Annotated in this window: 20 protein-coding genes; 10 read left to right on the top strand and 10 right to left on the bottom strand. The window is 45.0% G+C overall.

Going from position 1 to position 22753, the window contains the following annotated elements:
- Positions 1-93 precede the first annotated feature (93 nt).
- From ypfJ to dapA, 4 genes are all read right to left on the bottom strand, one after another.
- Complete coding sequence (ypfJ, locus tag M988_RS06015; protein ID WP_008814141.1) at positions 94-972, bottom strand: KPN_02809 family neutral zinc metallopeptidase; 879 nt, start codon at positions 970-972, stop codon at positions 94-96.
- Positions 973-1299: 327 nt separating this feature from the next.
- Positions 1300-2013, bottom strand: a complete 714-nt coding sequence (gene purC, locus M988_RS06010) for a phosphoribosylaminoimidazolesuccinocarboxamide synthase (protein WP_039188164.1) — start codon at positions 2011-2013, stop codon at positions 1300-1302.
- Positions 2014-2177: 164 nt separating this feature from the next.
- Positions 2178-3230, bottom strand: a complete 1053-nt coding sequence (bamC, locus tag M988_RS06005; protein WP_064573286.1) for an outer membrane protein assembly factor BamC — start codon at positions 3228-3230, stop codon at positions 2178-2180.
- Between the two features lie 16 nt (positions 3231-3246).
- Entirely contained in the window at positions 3247-4128 is an 882-nt protein-coding gene (gene dapA / locus M988_RS06000) for a 4-hydroxy-tetrahydrodipicolinate synthase (RefSeq protein WP_008814144.1), read from the bottom strand.
- 137 nt (positions 4129-4265) lie between these two features.
- Here dapA and M988_RS05995 point away from each other — a divergent pair, with 137 nt between their 5' ends.
- Entirely contained in the window at positions 4266-4844 is a 579-nt protein-coding gene (locus tag M988_RS05995) for a glycine cleavage system transcriptional repressor (RefSeq protein WP_004091990.1), read from the top strand.
- Complete coding sequence (gene bcp / locus M988_RS05990; protein ID WP_008814145.1) at positions 4844-5314, top strand: thioredoxin-dependent thiol peroxidase; 471 nt, start codon at positions 4844-4846, stop codon at positions 5312-5314. The genes M988_RS05995 and bcp overlap by 1 nt, the downstream gene beginning before the upstream one ends.
- A gap of 67 nt (positions 5315-5381) precedes the next feature.
- Here bcp and M988_RS05985 read toward each other — a convergent pair whose 3' ends face one another.
- Positions 5382-6446, bottom strand: coding sequence for an AI-2E family transporter (locus M988_RS05985; RefSeq protein WP_008814146.1), 1065 nt, complete (start codon positions 6444-6446; stop codon positions 5382-5384).
- A 378-nt stretch (positions 6447-6824) separates the two neighbouring features.
- On the opposite strand from M988_RS05985, the gene bepA reads away from it, so the two are divergent.
- The 6 genes from bepA to M988_RS05955 all read left to right on the top strand — a co-directional run bounded on the left by bepA (position 6825) and on the right by M988_RS05955 (position 14641).
- Positions 6825-8309, top strand: a complete 1485-nt coding sequence (bepA, locus tag M988_RS05980; RefSeq protein WP_020303645.1) for a beta-barrel assembly-enhancing protease — start codon at positions 6825-6827, stop codon at positions 8307-8309.
- Between the two features lie 9 nt (positions 8310-8318).
- The gene (gene arsC / locus M988_RS05975; RefSeq protein ID WP_008814148.1) at positions 8319-8675 is read left to right on the top strand and encodes an arsenate reductase (glutaredoxin); all 357 of its coding nucleotides are present in this window, start codon (positions 8319-8321) and stop codon (positions 8673-8675) included.
- Between the two features lie 13 nt (positions 8676-8688).
- Positions 8689-9282 carry a GNAT family N-acetyltransferase gene (locus M988_RS05970; RefSeq protein WP_061059765.1) on the top strand — a complete coding sequence of 198 codons (594 nt, stop codon included), beginning with the start codon at positions 8689-8691 and terminating at the stop codon, positions 9280-9282.
- Between the two features lie 767 nt (positions 9283-10049).
- A complete protein-coding gene (locus M988_RS05965; RefSeq protein ID WP_064573285.1) occupies positions 10050-10919 on the top strand; it encodes a ZirU family protein in 870 nt (289 codons plus the stop codon).
- 117 nt (positions 10920-11036) lie between these two features.
- Positions 11037-13085: an inverse autotransporter beta domain-containing protein gene (locus M988_RS05960; RefSeq protein WP_064573282.1), complete on the top strand. Its 2049-nt coding sequence runs from the start codon at positions 11037-11039 to the stop codon at positions 13083-13085.
- The gene (locus M988_RS05955; protein WP_064573281.1) at positions 13082-14641 is read left to right on the top strand and encodes an Ig-like domain-containing protein; all 1560 of its coding nucleotides are present in this window, start codon (positions 13082-13084) and stop codon (positions 14639-14641) included. The genes M988_RS05960 and M988_RS05955 overlap by 4 nt, the downstream gene beginning before the upstream one ends.
- 71 nt (positions 14642-14712) lie before the next feature.
- On the opposite strand, the gene M988_RS05950 is transcribed toward M988_RS05955, so the two are convergent.
- Together M988_RS05950 and M988_RS05945 are read right to left on the bottom strand one after the other, a co-directional pair.
- Positions 14713-15528, bottom strand: a complete 816-nt coding sequence (locus tag M988_RS05950) for a helix-turn-helix domain-containing protein (protein WP_048797541.1) — start codon at positions 15526-15528, stop codon at positions 14713-14715.
- A 98-nt stretch (positions 15529-15626) separates the two neighbouring features.
- Complete coding sequence (locus M988_RS05945) at positions 15627-16463, bottom strand: AraC family transcriptional regulator (protein ID WP_048797540.1); 837 nt, start codon at positions 16461-16463, stop codon at positions 15627-15629.
- 96 nt (positions 16464-16559) lie between these two features.
- Here M988_RS05945 and M988_RS23330 point away from each other — a divergent pair, with 96 nt between their 5' ends.
- Positions 16560-16826 carry a LuxR C-terminal-related transcriptional regulator gene (locus M988_RS23330; protein ID WP_071603094.1) on the top strand — a complete coding sequence of 89 codons (267 nt, stop codon included), beginning with the start codon at positions 16560-16562 and terminating at the stop codon, positions 16824-16826.
- A gap of 150 nt (positions 16827-16976) precedes the next feature.
- Complete coding sequence (locus M988_RS05940; protein WP_061059761.1) at positions 16977-17774, top strand: hypothetical protein; 798 nt, start codon at positions 16977-16979, stop codon at positions 17772-17774.
- Between the two features lie 104 nt (positions 17775-17878).
- Here M988_RS05940 and pstB read toward each other — a convergent pair whose 3' ends face one another.
- From pstB to M988_RS05925, 3 genes are all read right to left on the bottom strand, one after another.
- On the bottom strand, positions 17879-18691 hold the full coding sequence (gene pstB / locus M988_RS05935) for a phosphate ABC transporter ATP-binding protein PstB (RefSeq protein WP_008814156.1): 813 nt from the start codon (positions 18689-18691) through the stop codon (positions 17879-17881).
- A gap of 66 nt (positions 18692-18757) precedes the next feature.
- Entirely contained in the window at positions 18758-20431 is a 1674-nt protein-coding gene (gene pstA, locus M988_RS05930; RefSeq protein ID WP_064573280.1) for a phosphate ABC transporter permease PstA, read from the bottom strand.
- Entirely contained in the window at positions 20428-22632 is a 2205-nt protein-coding gene (locus M988_RS05925) for an ABC transporter permease subunit (RefSeq protein WP_064573279.1), read from the bottom strand. The genes pstA and M988_RS05925 overlap by 4 nt, the downstream gene beginning before the upstream one ends.
- Positions 22633-22753 lie beyond the last annotated feature (121 nt).

Genomic DNA, 22753 nt, shown 5'->3' with positions numbered 1-22753 from the left:
TAGAGAGTCAAAAGAAGAGGATATTATACTCGAAATAAGAAGTATTAGGGCTTTGCGCCCCGCAACATCCAATGCGAGGCACAGATAGAGTATTTAATTAGCAGATGCAAATGTGTTACAGCTACTTGGATTTCCACTATCAAAACCGCGTTTAAACCATGTATAACGCTGTTCTGAAGTTCCATGAGTGAAGCTATCTGGGATGACACGTCCTTGGCTTTGTTGTTGCAAACGGTCATCACCAATAGCTTGCGCGGCATTCAACGCTTCTTCTAAATCCCCCGCCTCCAACACTTGCTGATTTTGCATGTTATGGCCCCAAACGCCAGCGAAGCAATCGGCCTGAAGCTCCATCTTCACGGAGAGTCGATTCTGCTCAGCTTTGCTTGCCCCTTGCTGCATTTGGCGTACCTTCTGCTCAATACCCAGCAGGTTCTGTACGTGGTGCCCAACTTCATGTGCCACCACGTAGCCTTGAGCAAAATCACCGTCTGCACCTAATTTATTCTTCATCTCTTGATAGAAAGAAAGATCAATATAGACGGTTTTGTCTGCAGGGCAGTAGAAAGGCCCCATAACGGACTGACCCGTTCCACATCCGGTACGCGTCGCGCCTCGATACAATACCAGCTTAGGATCCTGATACTGTTTACCCATTTTCTGAAATAACTGACTCCAGGTATCTTCGGTGGAAGCCAAAATAACCGAAGTAAATTTCGCCATCTGGTTATCCTGAGCTGAGTTGGCTGGCTGGCTGTGTTGCTGAGTTTGTCCCATTGGGGCTTCGCCATTAAGCAGCGGTGTTAGATCCACGCCGTAATATCCCGCCACCAATACCACCACCAGCAGAATTAGGCCGCCTTTGCCACGCGGTACACGGAAACCACCGCCACCGAAACCACCGGATGAACCCGTGGAATCGCCACGTCGATCTTCAACGTTGTCGCTTTCGCGACGCCCTTGCCAGCGCATAGTTAAACCTCAAAAATGACATGATGGGTTAATGGTAGGAAATTGCTGGCGTGAATACCATAAAAAGGAGAAATCAGATAATGAAATACTTCATGAGAGGAAAACATCCGATGCTTCAGCGCATCAGTGAAGTATAAAAACAACAACAGAGGCCAAGGCCTCTGCTGGTCACTTAAGCGTGATTTTAGGGGAAGTACACCGATGGGGTCGTAGCAGCTTTAGCTGCCGGAGCGCCCCGCGGTGTGCTAGCCCCGTGTATCTCGAGCTCTTAAACGATCAGCATTAGGCCAAGGCCTCTGCTGTTTATTCAAATAGTAGCTTTGAAGATTAGTCTAATTTTACACCAATACGATGCGCAACTTCTTCGTAAGCCTCGATCAAACCACCTAAGCTCTGGCGATAGCGATCTTTATCCATCTTGTTCAGAGTTTCTTTATCCCACAAACGGCTGCCGTCTGGAGAGAACTCATCACCAAGCACGACCTGACCTTTAAACAAGCCGAATTCAAGTTTGAAATCGACGAGGATTAAGCCCGCATCACCAAAAATTTTGCTCAGCACATCGTTAACTTTGTAGCTCAGCGCTTTCATTGTGGCCAGATTTTCGTCGCTCACCCAACCAAAGGTACGGCAGTATGATTCATTCACCATCGGGTCATGCATCGCATCATTTTTCAGGAATAAATCGAAAAGTGGTGGATTCAGTGGCGTCCCTTCTTCGATGCCTAAGCGCTTAACCAGAGAGCCCGCTGCGCGGTTGCGGATCACACATTCAACCGGAACCATATCCAGTTTTTTAACCAAAACCTCGGTGTCAGAAAGTAAGCGTTCCATCTGGGTTGGGATCCCCGCCTCTTCCAACTTGCTCATGATGAAATGGTTAAATTTGTTATTCACCATACCCTTACGATCAAACTGCTCAATGCGCTGGCCGTCCAGTGCTGATGTATCATTTCGGAACTCAAGAATCAGCAAATCCGGGTTTTCAGTGGTATACACGGTTTTTGCCTTGCCGCGATACAACTCAGCGAGCTTTTGCATTTTGCTTACTCCATAGGTTTAGGAACACGAGAACTGAAATCCGCAGCTTTAGGTTAAAGCGCATCAATTTAGGGGCATTATACGCCAGCCAAACGATTGCGCATTAAAAAAATGAAATAAAAAAGAGGCCGAAGCCCCTTTTTGTCTTTACTAACGGTTGTTAGCTACTTACTTACATTTGACTTAGAAAAAGCGGCTTGGAACACACTGACCAGCGCATCATTCTGCGACTGAGTCAATGGAGCGCCTTTGCTGTCTAAGAATTGTAAGCTGGTACGGTTATCTAAGTCACCCACCTGAATCTTGTAATCGCCTTCTTTGAGTTCTGGATCTTTCGCGCCCAAATCATCCCAGCTACTGCTGCTGATAGATTTGTACGTGACAGAAATAGTCCCCTGTGGACGGCTACGATCGGTCACTTTCATGCCAATCAGCTCAAGCGTGGATGGTAAGCGATCCCAGACGGCAGTATAAGGCGCACGTGCAATCAAAACAGGCAAGCCCGTATCATCCGCACCGCTCTGCACGTCAATATCCCCGACCTGACGGTTGGCACGCGCATTAGCCTGATCGGTCTGATATTTATCCAAGCCGCTGACGACGTTATTCAGTACAGAAACCGCATAACGCTGTGTTTGAGAATCCTCACTGATCGCAGTTTCACCCTGCTTCAAACCCAAAGATTTCACGACAACCGCAGTCTGATAGCCTTGTGGTTGCACAGAGATCTGATAACGGCCTTCATACTGGACGTCCTCATCACCACGCTGGAAACTAATCCAGTCTGTCGTCAACGTCTGACCTGCATCATTGCGGCTAGCAATCGGGTAGTTCAGCCCTTGAACCGCTTGTGTCACCTGAGTCCAAAGGCTACTCGCCCCTGGAGTACTCTCAACCAACACAATGGCAGCGCCGTTAACAAACTGACCGCGAGAGCCGTTCAACAAAGCCAAAGGCTGTGCTGGTGGTCGAATATCCAACGCTTTACCCACTTCACCTTTAGCCGTGGCCAAGCGAACATCGTAGGTTCCATTTTGCACCGGCAAAATCATACCCGCAGGTGTTTTCAATTCGGACAACGTCGTCGCATCAAGATAGGCCTCATCGCCGCTCACCTGACGCTTATAGCGCTGATCGGTCGAGCATGCAGACAGCATCATGACCAAAGAAATGCCGACGACAGTCGCTACCGCCGACTTTTGTACTGAGTAAGCCATTCAATCTCCCTAAGAGTTACAGCAAGCCGACGTGTTTTAGCGCTTGTTCTACGACAGGGCGAGCCTTATCGCTAATTGGCGTCATTGGTAAACGCATCGTGTCGGTTGCTATCAATCCCAATACCTTACAGGCCCATTTCACCGGTATCGGATTTGCTTCTACAAATAACTGTTGATGCAGCGCCATTAAACGCTGGTTCAGCTTACGAGCCTTAGCAAAATCGCCATCGGCTGCCAGCTTACAGAGTTCAGCCATTTCACGCGCAGCAACGTTTGCTGTGACAGAAATAACGCCCTGACCACCCAGTTGCATAAAGTCCAGAGCCGTTGCGTCATCGCCGCTTAGCAAAATAAAGCTATCGTCGTTGACCAGTTCTTGGATCTGACTAACACGACTTAAGTTCCCGGTCGCTTCTTTTACAGCAATAATATTTTTGATTTCTGCCAGACGCGCAATGGTTTCTGGCAACATATCGCATCCCGTACGCGAAGGTACGTTATATAAAATTTGTGGTAAATCAGTATGTTCCGCAATTGCTTTAAAATGCTGGAACAGACCTTCCTGCATTGGCTTATTGTAATACGGTGTTACCGTCAGGCAACCCACTACGCCCGTATTATTAAAACGCTCAGTCAACGCAATCGCTTCCGCGGTCGCATTTGCTCCAGCGCCTGCGATTACAGGGATTCTGCCATCAGCAAGATCCAGCGTCTGTAACACCACATCGACATGTTCGTCGTGGTTTAAGGTGGCAGATTCGCCGGTGGTTCCCACGGACACTATCGCAGATGTCCCGCTGGCCACATGATAATCAATCAATTTCTTCAAGCTAGCGCGATCGACCTGACCTTTGTCATCCATCGGCGTAACCAGCGCAACAATACTTCCCGTGAACATTGACAGTCCCTCCACAAACAGGTTCCTCATGGTACTTTTGAAAGCGATCGCAAAGCAAGTAAACATCTATGTGCTAACTGCTTGTCGAGCCGTTTTTTTTATGTTTACCTTGGGATACCATCACAAAGTCAGGAAGAATGCTCTTGCCACAGCCCAATCAACACTATTTAGTCATCACCGCCTTAGGTGCAGATCGCCCCGGTATCGTTAATAACATCACCCGCCATGTCAGTAGCTGCGGGTGTAATATTGAAGATAGCCGTTTGGCAATGTTGGGCGAAGAGTTCACTTTTATTATGCTGCTCTCGGGTAGCTGGAACGCTATCACGCTGATTGAATCCACTCTGCCGCTAAAAGGTGTCGAAATGGATTTGCTGATCGTAATGAAGCGTACAACATGGCATGAACGTCCAACCATGCCAGCCACCGTTTGGGTACAGGTTGAGGTAAAAGATTCTCCGCACATCATTGAGCGCTTCACCGACTTATTTGATTCGCACCATATGAACATCGCCGAGCTGGTGTCCAAGACACAATTAAGCCAAGATTCAGCAGCACCAAAGCTGTATATTCAAATCACAGCACATAGCCCTGCAAGCCAAGATGCAGAAAGTATTGAACAAGCTTTCGAGAAGCTCTGTACAGAACTCAGCGCACAGGGCAGTATTAACGTCGTGAACTATTCCCTGCATGAAGATAAAGACGGAGAGCAGTAATGAGCCCATTGAAAGCCGGTAGCATCGCTCCTAAATTTACCCTGTTAGATCAAGATGGTGAGCAAATCAGCTTGGCCGACTTCCAAGGTCAGAAAGTTTTAGTCTATTTTTATCCAAAAGCCATGACTCCAGGTTGTACAGTTCAAGCCTGTGGCCTGCGCGACAATATGGATGAATTGAAAAAAATGGGTGTAGAAGTGTTAGGTATTAGCACTGATAAACCTGAAAAACTTTCCCGCTTTGTAGAAAAAGAAGTTCTTAACTTCACATTGCTGTCTGATGAAGATCACAAAGTCGCTGAAGAGTTTGGTGTCTGGGGCGAAAAAACCTTTATGGGTAAAACCTATGACGGCATTCATCGCATCAGCTTCCTGATTGATGAAGAAGGCAAAGTTCAGCACGTATTTGACGATTTCAAAACCAGTAACCACCACGACATCGTACTGGACTATGTAAAAAATAACGGCTAACTCATCCGCCGTCATAAAACGTCAACGCCCTGCACATGCAGGGCGTTGTTTTTTCTTAGCTCAATGATTAATCCGCTTCCGAGATAAACTCATCTGGCCACGCATGAATGACGGCTTTCACTAGGGTCGCCAGCGGGATAGCAAAAAATACGCCCCAGAAGCCCCACAGGCCGCCAAAGATAATCACCGAAAGAATGATCACTAGCGGATGCAAGTTGACCGCTTCGGAGAACAGCAAAGGCACCAATAAATTCCCGTCTAGCCCCTGCACCACCAGATAGGCAATAAACAGCGTCCAGAAATCCGCACCCAGCCCCCACTGGAACAGCGCCACAATAACCACCGGAATGGTCACCAGCACTGCACCGATATAGGGGATTAAAACTGAAAATCCAACCAATACCGCCAGCAACAATGCATAATGCAAATCAACAACCAGAAACACCAGATAGGTCGCAATACCGACCACCACCATTTCGAGCACTTTGCCTCGAATATAGTTGGTGATTTGCTGGTTCATCTCAATCCATACCTGCCCTGCTAAACCACGGTCGCGAGGCAATACTCGACGTACAGCATTCAGCATCTGCTCTTTATCCTTTAACAGGAAAAACACCATCAAAGGCACGAGAATCAGATAGATCGCTAATGTAAGAAGTCCTACTAGCGACGCCAGTGATAATTTCACCACCGACTCCCCCATCACCGCCATTTTGGCGCGAATATTTTCGACGACCATATCGATAATCCCCGCATCCACCAGCGCCGGATAGCGACTAGGCAGTGTGGCGGCAAACTCATAGAAACGAGTGACCATTTTGGGCATGTCAGCCATCAAATTAAATCCCTGCTGCCATACCGCAGGAGCAATGACAAAGACCGACAGCAAGGTAATTCCGCCAAACACAATGAGTACAGCAATCACTGCCCATACTCGAGAGAAGCCGATTAATTGCAGTTTATGCGTTGGCCACTCGAGCAGATAGGCTAAAACAATCGCCACCAGCAACGGAGCAAGTATTCCGTTGAAAAAATAGATGATACAAAAACCGACTAGCAGGATCGTCAGCAATGCTACTGCCTGCGGATCGGTAAATCGTCTCCGATACCACTGCATTAACATATCAAGCATGCGGGTCACTCCTTAAGCTGCACAAACGTGTAGTTCTTATCCTTGAAAAGAGCTGGCAAAAATCGCCAATAACGTAAAATGATAATTTTTGCTGTCATGAGGACATGGAGTCCATCAGGCTATGGTGGCAGAATAAGCCAACAAGCAAGAAACTTCGCCATTCTCAACACAGGATCACGCTTGAAAATGGGCGCATACCCAAAAATTTCATGTTAGCGGGTATATTCATTTGTGGAATGAGTGTAATTGAGTGTGACAAAGTTAAGAAGAACTCTTATCGGGGTTTAGTGTCAAAAATGCCATGACTGACTCTTACAAATGCGTTGTATCCCATTGATTAACGCTTTCACCAGATGAAACTGAATGGAACTGTCACGTATGACTTCTCGGTTTAAAACATCGGTTATCGCAACGATAGTTGCTGGGCTATTGCTCACTGGCTCAATGCCAAGCAAAGCAGATCCTAGCGATGACCAACTGCCTGACATTGGTACAACTGCGGGAAACACGCTGAGTATTAACCAAGAGCTGGCGATGGGTGATTTTTATGTGCGTCAGTTGCGCGCTAGTACACCGCTGATCAACGATCCACTTTTGATGGAGTATATCAATGGGCTCGGCGCAAGGCTGGTCGCTCATGCTAACTCGGTACGCACACCGTTTCACTTCTATTTGGTTCGTAACGACGAAATCAACGCCTTCGCCTTCTTCGGAGGCAACGTTGTTTTACACTCCGCACTCTTCCGATATACCGATAATGAAAGCCAACTGGCCTCGGTTATGGCGCATGAAATCTCTCACGTCACCCAGCGCCATTTAGCACGTGCGATGGAAGAGCAGCAGCGTACTGCGCCGCTGACATGGGTCGGTGCACTCGGTTCAATCTTGCTGGCAATGGCAAGCCCACAGGCTGGTATGGCTGCGCTTAGCGGTACATTGGCAGGTAGCCAGCAAAATATGATCAGCTTTACGCAGCAAAACGAGCAAGAAGCAGACCGTATCGGCATTCAAGTGCTACAACGATCCGGTTTTGATCCGCAAGCGATGCCAAATTTTCTGCAAAAGCTATCCGATCAGCTACGCTATTCATCCAAGCCCCCAGAAATTTTGCTGACTCACCCCCTACCCGATAGTCGTTTATCTGATACACGCAACCGCGCTAATCAAATGCCTCCGCACCCAGTTCAGTCCTCACAAGATTATTTATTAGCGAAGGTACGCGCTCTTGGCATGTACAGCGGTGGACAAGATGGCAATACGTTCCTGACGGAAGATGTGCTCAAGGCGATGGAAAATGGCAACGTGCGCGAACAAACCGCCGCTCGCTATGGTCGTGCCATTTTATTTAGCCAAACAAACAAATATGATGATGCCCGAAAAATGCTACAACCTCTGCTTGACAGTCAGCCCGATAACATCTGGTTTATCGACTTGATGACAGATATCGATCTGGAGCAGAAAAAAGCACCAACTGCGATTGCCCGTTTAGAGAAAGCGTTAGCCAAAAACCGCACTGAGCCCGTCTTGCAAATCAATCTGGCAAACGCTTATGTCGAAGGAAACCAAGCCGCTAAAGCATCGCGGATACTCTATCGTTATACCTTTGAGCACCCTAATGATCCTAATGGTTGGGATCTACTCGCTCAAGCTAGCACAGCACAAGGCCTTCGTGATGAAGAGCTTTCTGCTCGCGCTGAAAGTTTGGCACTGTTAGGTCAGTTAGATCAGGCGATTGGCTTACTCAGCAATGCCAGCGCACTGATGCCCGTTGGCAGCCTAAAACAGGCTCGCTACGACGCGCGTATCGATCAGCTTAGACAACTACAACAACGCTTCAAGCAATACCAACGCGGAGGCCGTTAAGGAAAATCCATGACGCAACGAGTAACGATTTATCACAACCCACGCTGCTCCAAAAGCCGCGAAACCCTCACGCTGCTGCAAGAACAAGGCATCGAACCCCAGATTATTCAATATCTTGATACTCCGCCAGACGCGGCCACGCTGAAAACACTGTTGAAAGATCTCGGTTTCAGTTCCGCCCGTCAGCTCATGCGCCATAAAGAAGATATCTATAAAGAACTCAATCTGGCGGATGAATCCCTAACGGAAGATCAATTGATCGATGCCATGGTCAATCATCCTAAATTGATCGAACGTCCCATCGTCGTTAAGGGAAAAAAAGCGCGCATCGGCCGTCCTCCTGAGCAGATATTAGAGATCCTGTAATTCGAGGTTTGATATGGAACAGCCCGTCTTAAAAGGCAAACTTGTTGAGCTGCACCCAATACAGGTGGAGCACCGCCAGCCAATCATTGATGCTGCATCAGACGGGCAACTTTGGGAGATGACATTAACCGTGATCCCAAGCCCGCAAACCATAGATCAATATCTCAATCACGCTTTCGAAAACCGCGACAACGGCAGCCATATCCCCTTTGTGATTATCGATGCGGCAAGCCGCAAAGTCGTAGGTTGCACCCGTTTTTGGAAAATTGACCGCGCCAACCGAAAACTGGAAATTGGCCATACGTGGCTGAGCCAATCTTTTCAACGTTCAGGCATCAATACTGAAGCTAAATACCTCCTTCTAACCTACGCCTTTGAAGTGATGGAATGCGTACGTGTACAGTTCACCACCGATGAAAATAACACCCGCTCACGCGCCGCGATCTTACGCATCGGCGCCCAACAAGAAGGCATCATTCGCCATGAACGAATCATGCCCGATGGCCGAAAACGCAATTCTGTGCGATTCAGTATTATTGACGATGAGTGGAAAGTGATTAAGGCGGGGCTTGAGGAGAAAATGGCTAGGAAGCTTGGTGTGAGTTAGTGGGTGGGTGTTTTCGCCTGTCGTTTATGAGACTGCGGTGTAATGTTCCGCCCGCCTTTTTATACCAAGTTCCATTGTTACCTAGGTGAAGGCGTACGGGCAGAGACCACCTGCGCGTGGTCTCTGCACTCGCGCGCTTTTATCCGAGACGCCATTTCCGCTCCGGTTTGGTATCGCCCATCTAGGGCGCCCCAAACTCCGTCACGACTTCCCTGTCGTGCCGGCTCTATCTGCCAAGACTTAAACTAAAACCCAAAAAAGGTTTTGATTTTATCTTTTGGTTTTGACGTTGACCTTTTCCGGCACGTTGTCATTCAGCCGAAGGGAGAAATGTAGGCTAGGATTCGCCGACAGGGACGTCGGCAAAAGAACAACGCTTGCGTTGGCCCCGAATACTCGCGATTGCCGTTCGTTCCGTTAAGGCCGGAATGACGAGATTCGAGTACCTGCACGGAGTGCATGTCGGTTTCGGTGCATTAGGCGTACGAAACCTTTCACGATCGAGCATAAACAGTCTTGGGAAAAGAGTGATAGAAATATCAGTAATAGAAAGCAATTAACATAATTAAAATAGTCCAAGTTTTTTATATATCAGCTCAATCCTCCCTTCAAAGAAATCTATTTTTTCCTTTTATATCAATCAAGTAATAAACATTTTGAATGATGTATCTTTTTGTTTCTTTTTTACAACTCATGAGTGGTCGGTATATTTCAAAAAGTAACAAAACACTACCTAATGTGCATTTTATTAATGGACTAATCACATCATGAACATATTTAAAAAAACATTATTAGCCGCTACCGTTTCAGCAACTTTTTTTTCAATGCAAGCAAACGCAGAGCTTAAAGCCAATAGCGCTACGTCTGAACCCACGCTCGCCTCCGTAGGATACCGCCCAGTCCAAACGAATGAAGGGGGCAAAAAACTGACCGTCAAAGGGAATCTGACGACTGGAGCTCAGCTAGAAATTACCAATATTGCATATACCGACAGCGATGGCGATAAGCTCTCGTTGGATAAGATGGTGCAGTCTGAGGAAGGTATCAAATGGTATTTGGTTGACAACAACGACAGTGCAACTTCAGGTGATCCAGCCGGTGTTGGCAAAACCTTTGAAATTCCAGCGGATGCTGCAGGTAAAAAAGTGAAGGTTATCTACCGTATCCAAACAGATACAGGGGTACCAAGCAACGCATTCTTGCCAACAGCAGTGTTATTAACAAAGGCATCTTCAGGCGTTGATGGAGAAGGTTCTGCCGACGGTAGCATCACCAACAAACTCAAGTTGGTCAATATTGAAGTAAAATATCCTAGTGGTGTCAGCGGCCCGACTAATGAGCTGAACGGCAATGATATTCAAGGAACACCAATCGTTGGTTCCACGTTAGTCGCCACATTGACTTGCGCTAATGATGCAGCGGACGTCTGTGATGTCAAAAACTACAACTTCAAGTGGCAGATGGCTGAAAATAAATCATCAGAATACATAGACATCACACCAACAGGCGATATAGCCCACCAATATCAAATCCAAGGTACCCAACAGAACAAACTATTCCGCGTTCTGGTAACACCTAATAACAGTCTGAAATCAGACGCCTCGGCACAAAAAAACAAGCGCGCCAAACCACTCTGATATGCCTCAACGAGAGGAGTAATGCCCTGTCCACTTGTTGACGGCATTCATCCCCCCTTCCCTCTACGGGAAGGGTTTTTATCTCCTCTCTTCGCTTAATTTCATGGAGAGAATACAGTGAAATTCACGCAATCCCCTCTAGCTCGTTGCCTAACTTGGGCATTGGTGAGCTCCCAGCTCATCACTCCCACGGCCATTGCTACAGCGACTCTTCCGTCACTAAATCGCCACTTGGATAACAGCACTTCTGTCGAAACGGAGAAACCCGATTTAGCTTCAGCCAAGCAGCAACAAGACCTCTGGCTCGCTAATACGGCTGCAACCATCGGAGGCCAACTGCAAGAAGGCGACCTCAGCGAATATGCCAAAAATCAGATCGTTGCATATCCCGAATCCCTAGCCAACGATGCTATTAATAAAAGTATTACCTCGTTCTTTCCTCAAGCTCAGTTTCGCGGCGGTATACAACTAGAAGATGGTACCCAGTTTCGTTCGGCTGAAGCCGACATTCTGCTGCCCTTAATGCAAAACACCTCTTCACTGATCTTCGGCCAATTGGGACTGCGAGCTCACGACAACAATAGCTTTGATGGACGTACCTTCGTCAATCTTGGGGTCGGCTATCGCCGGGACGTTGGCCCGTGGTTATTTGGCATGAATACATTTCTAGATGGCGATGTTAAATATAATCACCTTCGGGGAAGCATTGGACTCGAAGCTTTTCGCAACACGCTAACGTTCTCCAGTAACTATTATTTCCCGCTGACGAACTGGAAAACATCCGAGGTGAGAGATTTACACGATGAGCGTCCAGCTACCGGATTCGATCTACGAGCCAAAGGAAGCCTACCTTCATTACCTTGGTTTGGAGCTGAGATCGCTTACGAACAGTACTTCGGTGACAAGGTTGATGTTCTGGGAAATGAAACCTTATCAAATGACCCTAACGCCATCAGCGGCGCTATCATCTTGCGTCCAGTGCCATTAATAGAAGTGCGAGCCGGCTATAAAGACGCCGGAGACGGAGGTTCACAGGCTGAAGGTGGTATCAACCTAAATTATATATTTGGCATGCCGTTAAGTGCACAACTTGACCCATCTCGGGTTTTATCCGCTAACAATAGCACCAACAAAACCTCTTTTGTTGACCGTAACTACAACATCGTTATGGAATACCGAGAGCAGAAAAGCAAAATCAGCGTACACGCTATTCCAATCAACGGCATAGCTGGTCAGACAGTCACGCTCCATGCTGGAGTCAGCAGTCGCTATCCGATAGAGAAACTAGAATGGCTCGGTGATGCTGAGCTCCTCGCCGGCCTGAAAGCACAAGGAAATCTTAACAGCCCTCTGCTGCTACCTGAACTTCCGTTAACAATCGCAGCAAATAAAGAGTATGCCTTGTATCTCAAGGTCACAGATAGCAAGGGCAATAGTGTCACTTCTGAGCGCATTCCAGTCACTGTGACAGTCAATCCAGAGAGCTTCCGGTCTCACATAAATGTAATACATGAGAACGTTCGTCACGAGAACGGCGTATTTATCTTACCTTCACCCGAGGTTAACGATACAGAAGGTGCCGTGATCGAATGGCACTACGTACGAGAACGCTCAAAAGATGAATGGATTACTTTGAAACCAGAAAATGTGAAATACAGTTCTGATTCCGCAGGATTACAGTTTACCCCGCTAGGCGGGGAGGAACGCGATGGTCACTGGATAGAACGAGTGAAGGTGAATGTTTATGAAACTCAAAGTCGAGCAAAACTTTCACCGGTAGACTTGCATATCAGTGCATCTGGGCCAAATGGGATTCACTCCATCAGCGGCACCATCAGAATGACACCAGAAGTTGACCTGATAAAGAAAATCAACATGTTGGAAGTGCTATTCACGCCTGGAACTGATGAGTTAAACGGTAGTACGGCAGCTCCTGTAGTCGGCAGTGAGCTACAAGCACGCGCAACCTGCGAAGATAATATCGACTGCACATCCATATTTACTTATCAATGGGAAATATCAGCAGACGGCCAACGATGGGACTCTATACTCGGTGCCAATAAGGCCAAATGGGTCATGCCTCCTATGTTAAATGGTCAGTCACTACAAAATAAAAAAGTTAGAGTAAAAGTTACCGCTGAAGCCGGTGGGAGTTACATACAATGAAAATGATGAATAAAAAATTACTGACAATAATCATTGGGGCATCGTTATTACCAACAATGGCAAATGCAGATATTGATGGAACACCGCTCCCCACGAAAATAAAAACATCAAGCAGAGTTGAGGCCACTACAGAGTTATATAGTGTAGGTCATCGCCCTGTAATAGACATTAAATCTTGGCATAAAACAGTTGACGGTAAACAATCTGACATCACATCAACATCTATACTCACCTCAAGAATGTTAATTGGTCCAAAAAATGGACAAGAAATATTTGATTACGATAATAACTTTGGTGCTAATGAACAATCATTATATGAGTGCGATATTTATTTGGTTGATGAAAACAATAATGAGCATCAGATTGAAAATAACTATCAAGGATGTATAAGAGATAGCTTCGATAAAATTGAATATCCAATAAGTGATTCAGCCTTAGGGTATTTTATTAAGTTTAATATTATTAAAAAAACAAATCCGACATCAACGACTGGCTATACTGCGGTACCTAGCTCATCTCTTACGTACACATACATCACACCAGTAAAAATCACTGGAGAATTTGAGGCGGAAAAATCTATATTTAGTTTGAATCCACAAAAAATAAATGCAGATAATATTGACACTAGTAACTTAATTTTCATACCAAAAGATAAATTTGGCAATACTATGAGCGGTATGGCAAAAGTTATTAAATTCAGCATCAAAGACCATAATGGGAATACACCTTCCACACCAGACATTACATTAAGTAACATCGAAGAGCATGCGCCTGGTGAGTATACTGCATCGCTAAAAGGAACACTAAACGGAGAATATACTATTGAACCAAGCATAGATGGAAAAATGACTGGGATAAATAAAAAAATCATACTATCCGATAGAGATAAAAGTTCATTCCGCGTGGCATTTGTAGAGGTCAATGGACATAAGATAAAAGTAGACAGGAATAATAATGACTCTCCTGATGATGATGTAGTCACAATCCCCTCTGTATTTGCAGGTGCAAAATTATCTATATATCTAGAGGGAGGAAATCCTAGCTATAAAATAAAGACTGAAGAGTCTAGTTCCATGTATGCCTCAGTGAGTATGACCGATCCGGATACTCATAGTGCCACTGTTACTGTAAATAAACATTTCGTCAATAGCAAAGATGGCGCTATTTCTCTACGAGTACAAGATAGTCATCAATATGAATTTACCTTTAACATCAAGTTTGATGAGTATTTTCTTTCATTAGATAAAATGGTTAGCCAAGAGAAAGGGGAGCAACTCTGTGAAAAAAATGGATATGTATTACCTTACTTAGGTACTTTCGGTGATCCATCAGGTGTATTTGGTAAAGGTTCTCTTTCTGCTTCAACACTATTATGGGGAGGATACGATAAATATGGTTTCAATAATGCTAGAGAGTTGCACTGGACTGCATCAGGATTTGTTTCTGACACAGCACTCACATACCGTCTTTCAAAACCACAAAATAGCAATATTCCATATGGAATAGCGAGAGAACGATCCAGTGCTCATCACATAATATGTAAGAAGTCATTCTAAATTCAAAAGGAAATATTTTTTAATAATTTAAAAGTCATGCATTATGGCATGGCTTTTAATTTATCCAGCTATTATTTTATAGATACAGGGATATTATAACTGTACAGAATACTACCATCACTATTAACTCTAATGTATTCAAAATCACAACCTGAGCGACGAATGAAATCACTTTTTAATAAAAATTGAGTATAGGCTAGCTTAGATATACCGATGATATCGTCGATACTACCATGATAATAAACTTTAAGGTATATCCCAATATCAATGTTTTTAATTGATTCAGAGAGACTGCACTTCTCTGCTATCATATAATTAACTGATACTTTTTCTTTATTATAAAATGAAGGAGAATATTCTATATGAGTAAAAATCTCTCGTCTTCCAAAGCTCATCACTTCTTTTTTCAAATCTTGAATTATTTTCTTTGCTACCGGTTTCCACGATGAGTCTCTATGGCTAACGTCAAATTCATAGTTAAAATCCTTCCCTGACAAACCAATATTTTCACCTATGTAAATGACTTTTGCTTTCAACCAACTTGGTTTCTCATTATCAACAATATATTTAGATATATCCCAACAATGACTCCTCCTATAATCCGATGGAGTTAATTGATAGATTTTTTTAAATAAACGACTAAAGCTTTGTGATGAGTCAAAACCGAAACGAATTGAAATATCAACTATAGACATATGTGTCAATTTTAATAAAGTGGCTGCATAACGTAATTTCTTCAACCTTATATACTCAGCAACGCTCTTTCCCGTTTGTTGTACAAACAGATTATACAAATGCCTACGACTGTAACCAGAACGTGCAACAATTTCATCAACGCTCAGATCCGACTCTATATTATTATCAATCCATGAATACAAATCTTTCACTGTTTATCCCTCAGTCAGAAAGTTCAATACAAAATTTTATCTTAGAGTTAAAGCGAGAATATAAAAATAAAAATTAGAACGATATGTATTTTAATTACTCAATAATGAATTTGTAATGAGAGTCTCTTTGGTGAAACTCCAAAATATTTTTTAAACGTAGTAGAAAAACTTGAACAAGATCTAAATCCACTCTCTATAGCAATATCTGATATAGATAGCTTTGTCGTTCTTAATAAGATCAATGAGGCATTCATTCTTGCATCAAGATAAACCTCACGAAATGATTTTCCTTCCATGGCTAACCTTCTTTTTAGCGTTGATACACTAACGTATAAAATACTAGCACATAGTTCCAATGTCCATTTGTTATTTATATCATTTATAATAATATTATACAGCTTATCACAATACTTTACCTTAATCGTCCGCTCTATAACAGAGACAAATCCTTGCAAACAAGTAAAAAAAGATAAAACATAGTACACACTATGTAAATACTCCTTATACCCCAACTCTGAGCGGGTACGCATGACTCCATTCAATTCGAAAAACACGTGGCTGATATATGGTTTATCTTTAATTTTATAATATGTTACTATTCGTCTGCTCACTTTCTTCGCTAACGTAACAGGGGAAAGATGCGACATTATAGGGAAAAGCTCAATTAATACCTCATCATTTAGTTCAATAATTTGAACATGATCTTCCTCTGACTTTTTTTCATGGAAAAATGATATATATTGCCCTTTCTCAATAAAAATGACTTCCCCTTGATTCAGCTCAACTACCTCCACGTTATTTATACCCAGTTCAACCCAAGCGTGCCCGCCGGTTAACCTCACCAAGACAGAATTAACCACATGAACTTTTTTAACAATAACAGATGCTTTTATTTTATTGTTACCATCGCTCGTTTTTTTTATCTTACAGTTCATATTTATCTCCTTATAAAGATGCTATCCAAAAAAACTTGACGATCATTTGAGGAAGGTAAATTATTAATCAATCAAATATATAACACTTAATTTTCTATGAAAAAAACAACTAATTTATCTTATGCGCTATCTATCTGCGCTATAGAGCATAAGCTGTCAGCTACAGAGCTTAAAATAATCTCTTTTATTGCTAATGGTGTCTCCCTTACTGAAGTTTCGCGAATAACGCAAAGAAGTATAAAAACGTTATCCACTCACAAACGAAGCGCTTATGTAAAAATTGGAGTCGAATCTGACGTTGGCTTCATTCACTATTTGTATGCTATTAATTTCATCCTTAATGAAGAATCCCCATCAACGTAATAACGGTATGCTCACATAAGATTTATCCCATTACGTAGCTTTTTAGGCAATCCATAGATATATCAATTCAATACTATGGTTCACATCAAAGTTAGGCGCACTTAAAAGAATAGAAAAGAGATATAGATAAATATCAAAAAAGGGTTGTATATGAATAGAGAAAACAATACGTTAGTAGAAAAAAAATACATTCATGATCAGAACATCATGTGTATACATGTCGTTAACAGTGTCTTTGTCACTATAGAACATGGAATTTTATCTTTATATTTAGACGACGCGAATATTTACTCAATTAATCAAAGCGAATATTTATTCATACCTAAGAATACAAGGATTAATATTGTCTCAACATCTCAATATCAAAATGTTAGGGTTATTGACATTCCTATTGCTATAATTTCAGAATTATATCCAACGCTAAATAAAACAAAACCAATAAAAAAAGGAGGTAATATATACAAACTAAGCAATAGCATAGAACATAGAATTATTTATCGTTCGCCATGCAACGAACTAATAAAAAAAATATTTAGTGAGTTTAATGAAAGCAAATCACCCGTGCATAATGATCATCAAATGAAAAAAACGATGATCTTCATACTGCTCAATAATCTCGTTAACATGTCAGGGTTTATCGATCTGTTAGCAAAATGTATAAAACCCACATTACATGAAAGAGTATATGATCTAGTGACACGGGAGTTAAATAAAAAATGGACTATAAAAAAAATAACTTCAGCTCTAGAAATAAACGAGTCCTCACTAAAAAGACAGCTTGTTATTGAAGGGACGTCTACAAAAAAAATTGTCAATGAGGCTAGATTCAATATGGCGATCAGATTAATTAGAGGAGGAAAGCATAAAATAAAAGATATTGTGTTGATGTGTGGCATAAAAGATAAAAACACCATACAGTTTTTATCGGATGCTTTCTTTAATAACTGATGTAAAAACGCGCTACTATATATAAAAGAGAATAACTCCACTATTAATGGAGTTATTAATCAATTCGATAAAGTGAGATCTATAGCACGATCAGCATAAATAAATCACCCATACCGACCCGTAATATAATCCTCAGTTCTTTTCTGCCTTGGCGAGGTAAATAAGGTGTCGGTATCTGCATATTCCACCACTTCTCCCTGATGGATAAATGCGGTGTAATCGGATACTCGTGCGGCCTGCTGCATGTTGTGCGTCACCAGTACCACGCTGTAATTTTGTTTTAACCCAACAATCAGTTCTTCAATCGTTAGGGTTGAGATGGGATCTAGCGCCGACGTTGGCTCATCCAAGAGCAATACTTCCGGTTCAATGGCGATAGCGCGGGCAATAACCAGTCGTTGCTGCTGACCGCTGGAAAGCTTAAAAGCGTTTTCACTCAAACGACCTTTCACCTCATGCCATAATGCGGCCTGTCGCAGCGCTCGTTCAACGGTCTCATCTAAGACGCGGCGATCGCGCACACCGTTTAGCCGTAGGCCATAAACCACGTTTTCATAGATGGATTTCGGAAACGGATTTGGCCGCTGAAACACCATGCCTACACGACGACGCAGCGCAGCCACATCAACATCATTGCCGCTCACGCGGCTACCGTTGACGCTTACCTCACCTTCCACGCGACACTGTTCCACTAAATCGTTCATACGATTAAAGCAGCGCAGCAACGTTGATTTTCCGCAGCCAGAAGGCCCAATCAATGCGGTTACCCTATTCTTAGGGACGCGTAAATTCACGTCAAACAGCACCTGTTTGGCACCATAAAACAGATTCAGGTCTTGAGCGGCCAACGCCGTTTGCTCTGCTGGCAATGCTTGGACATCCAATAGGGGCAATGTTTCCGGTGCGGTTAAACCCACGGGATTGACTCCTCACAATAAATACCTATCCCTGCGGAATTCGAAGAATAGATAGACAACAAACCGTTAAAGCGACAACGCACGATACTTCTCACGTAAATAATGACGAATCGACATCGCGGCTAAATTCAACCCGACCACCAGTGTCACTAACAAAAATGCAGTAGCAAACACCAGCGGACGAGCAGCCTCAACATTCGGACTTTGCAGTGCGCCGTCATAAACTTGGAATCCTAGATGCATAAATTTCCGATCCAGGTGCAAATAAGGGAACACGCTATCAATTGGCAATTCAGGCGCTGACTTCACCACCCCAACCAGCATCAGCGGGGCGGTTTCACCGGCAGCTCGCGCAATGGCGAGGATCAGCCCTGTTAGCATTGCAGGCACAGCCAAAGGTAAAACAACACGGCGCAGCGTTTCTGCTTTCGTGGCCCCCAATGCCAAAGATCCTTGTCGTAACGAGGCGGGAATTCGCGCCAACCCTTCTTCAGTAGAAACTATCACCACCGGCAGCGTTAACAGTGCCAGCGTGAGTGACGCCCACAACAGCCCCGGCGTGCCAAACGTTGGATTCGGCAGCGATTCACTAAAGAGCAGCTGATCTATCGAGCCCCCCAGTACATATACAAAGAAACCTAAACCAAAAATACCGTACACAATGGAGGGCACCCCCGCCAAATTCACGACCGCGATACGAATCAAGCGAGTAAACCAATTCTTACGCGCATATTCATGCAGATAAACGGCGGCGATCACGCCCAAAGGCATCACAATCACGGACATGAGTATCACCATCAGCATAGTGCCGAAAATTGCAGGGAAAACGCCGCCTTCGGTGTTGGATTCACGCGGACTATCCACCAGAAATTTTTTAACCTGCTTCACCCAGTGGCGAGCTTTGTCGCCCGTACTCATCGCATTCGGCTGCCAAGCATCGTGAATTTCATAAATCGGAATTTCTCTCTGCACGCCGTTCATATCACGTAATAGAACGCTATCGCTTTTTTGCTCTCTACCCAGCGCATCTATACGAGCAATCAACTGTTGGTGTTTACGCTCCAACTCCTGACGCTCGGCTTTTACCTGTGCTTGTAAACGCGCATCCCATTTCCCCTTCATTTCGGCCTGTCGCTGTGTCAAACGCAGGCTCTCAAACTGGGCGCTGATGGCAGAAAGCTGATGTTGGCGCAAATGAGTTATTTTCTGGCTGAGCTCTTTAGTTCTGGCAATTCGCCTCTCAAGATCGCGTACTATTTCGCGGCCGACCAAAGGTTGACCATTCTCCAGTAGCCCAACCAAATAACCATAAGCATTGCCGTTATGCTCGCGCTCCAGAACCAGTAGATCTTTAGGCTTACGTGTATGACTGATATCCGCAGCCATCACCACTAAAAAATCCTGATTTTCCCACTCACGGTTGCCGGTTTTAATGAGAAAGCGTGAAAGCTGGGCGGGTGCGTTCGGCGCTAATTTCAGGCCGGCATCCAACAGCTGCTGACGCGGAACCTGAGTGATGCCGTAGCGCTCCCCGATAATATGCTGCCCGCTTTTCAGCTCAAACTCATAGACGGAATGCGGCCAGAAATAACGCATACCCTGCCCCGCTAGCAAAGCGATCAACCCAATCAGCGCTAAGAGGCTGATAGTCGCGGCGCCAGCGCTGAGCCAAATCCACGGGCGTCCACTGCGTATCCAAGGCGTTTTTGCCACGTTTTGAACTGGACTCTGAGTACTCATAGTCCTTCCCGATCAGCGCTGTAGCGCAAACGTAGTTTCAAACGCACGGCCTCTGCCAACGTGTTAACAACAAAGGTAAACAGGAACAAGACCAGCGCCGTTAGGAACAGCACGCGGTAATGCGCGCTTCCCACTACGGCCTCTGGCATTTCAATCGCAATATTTGCCGCCAATGCTCGCAGACCTTGGAACGGCGTATTATCCAATAGCGGTGTGTTACCCGTCGCCATCAGCACAATCATGGTTTCCCCTACTGCCCGCCCCAGACCAATCATCAAAGCGGAAAATATCCCAGCACTGGCGCTAGGTAACAACACTCTCATCAAGGTTTGCCACTGGGTCGCACCCAACGCCAAAGAGCCCTGAGCCAAGCTGGATGGCACGCTAAACAGCGCGTCTTCTGCCAGAGAGAAAATAACCGGAACTAATGCAAATCCAAGTGCAATCGCGACTACCAACGTATTACGCTGATCGTAACCGTCGCCCAAACGTTCATGCAGCGGCATACCCCATAATAAAATCTCTGCATGAGGTGCCAACATGAACCATAGCACCAGCAGTACCGTCAGCAACGGTAACAACACGCAGACGTCAAACCGATAACCTGTCCGCTGAGCCAGCGCAGGGAAAAGGCGCGTCCAGAGCGCGGCTCCACCAACAATCACCAAAGGGATTAGCACCGGAAGCGCCAACAAAGCTAAAAGATGGTTCTCAATGATGGGAGCCAGCCAAATGGCAGCGACTAAACCAATCACCACCGTAGGAAACGCACCTATCATCTCTATCGCGGGTTTTACTATGCTTCTCTGACGCGCAGACATAAAATAGGCGGTATAAATCGCTCCAGCTACCGCCAACGGCGTTGCAAATAAAAGCGCATAAAAAGCGGCCTTCAGTGTGCCAAAGACGACAGGCCATAGGCTGTACTTGGCCTGATAATTATCGCTACCTGACGTGGTTTGCCACACAGAGTCCGGCTGTGGATAGTTCTCAAACCAAGTCGGTTTAAGCAGCGTTCGCCAACTGATTTCAGGATAATCGTTACTCAGTGGATACCAATACGCGCCCTTCATCGTCTCTACCAGCAGCCCTTTTCCCTGCGGATCGAACCATGCGGTTTTGACTCCTGATTCGATCGACGTCTGCAATACCGCGTTTTCGCGTAGAGAAGAATAGAGCTCCAGTTTTCCACTCGGTGCCAACGCCGCAAATACTCGCCGGTACGGTTCATTAATCAACATGCTATCGGCCAAGGCTGGCTGATAATGTCTAATTTCAGTCAGTTCGCGTTGGCCGTTACGCTGAACATCAAACCATTGGCTAATTTGGCCTTCAGCATTTTGTAGCAACAGGGAGCTGGCTCCCGGCAGCAATGCCATGCGGACGATATTTTTCTGTGCAGTTTTTTGTGGATCGAAAATAATATTCTGGCCTTTGCCTACCGCCGCCTGGCTTAGCGGGAAAACGGTAAGCTGATTCGGACTGAGCACAAACAGGCGACTCCCCTCTGGAGACAGTAACACCTGACTCACAGGGGCATTCACTTCAATCTGACGCACCTGCCATCCCGTCTGGGCTAGCTGACCTAACAATACTCGGCCATCTTGCGTCAACGCCGCTACCATTGGCTGATTTTGTTGTGTCCCTAGGCTAACCTGACGCAGTGGCTGATGCTTATTATCAAACGGTTCCGGTGTTGAACCACGAAGATAGACCCAGTCTGGGGCGAAGTGGCCGGTATCTCCGGTTTTACCCACTGGGTGGAACTGCGGGCTCACTAAGAGCACCTTGCCATCCACGGTGGCTAATACAATAGTGTAAGTATCGCCGTTCATACTGGCGACAGCACTGGGGGCAGACGTTGTAAGCTGCTGTTCCTGCAACGATTGCAACGGCTTATCGGCTGATTGAAGCGCAAGAAACATCCCTTTTCCATTCTCATCAATGCGCCATACCATTTGATGGGTCGCATCAACGCCGACGGCTACCGCGTTGCCATTTTGTGGCCAAGCCAACGCTTGAGGTTGACCAATACTGGCGGGTTTGAACAACGGCCAAACAGCAACCAACAAATAGACAAAAATCAACATCAGCATAGCTAGCACTACCATCCCGCCCGTGCTAACGACGTAGCGAGTCAGGCGATCTCGCCAGGCTCGACGCTTGTCACGTATTAATAACGCAGGTGTAGTGTGATCCATGCAAATTCCATTAACAGGGAGAATAAAAGCGACACAGCATAATATGGCATCATTGTTAACGCTACATTACTGTTTGGTCATTGGACTTTAGCGTCAACTTCTCGCCATAATAAAGGCAGAC

Origin of the sequence: Hafnia paralvei ATCC 29927 (assembly GCF_001655005.1) — a bacterium.
In the GTDB taxonomy this organism is placed as follows: domain Bacteria; phylum Pseudomonadota; class Gammaproteobacteria; order Enterobacterales; family Enterobacteriaceae; genus Hafnia; species Hafnia paralvei.
This window is presented reverse-complemented; position numbering and strand designations above follow the sequence as displayed.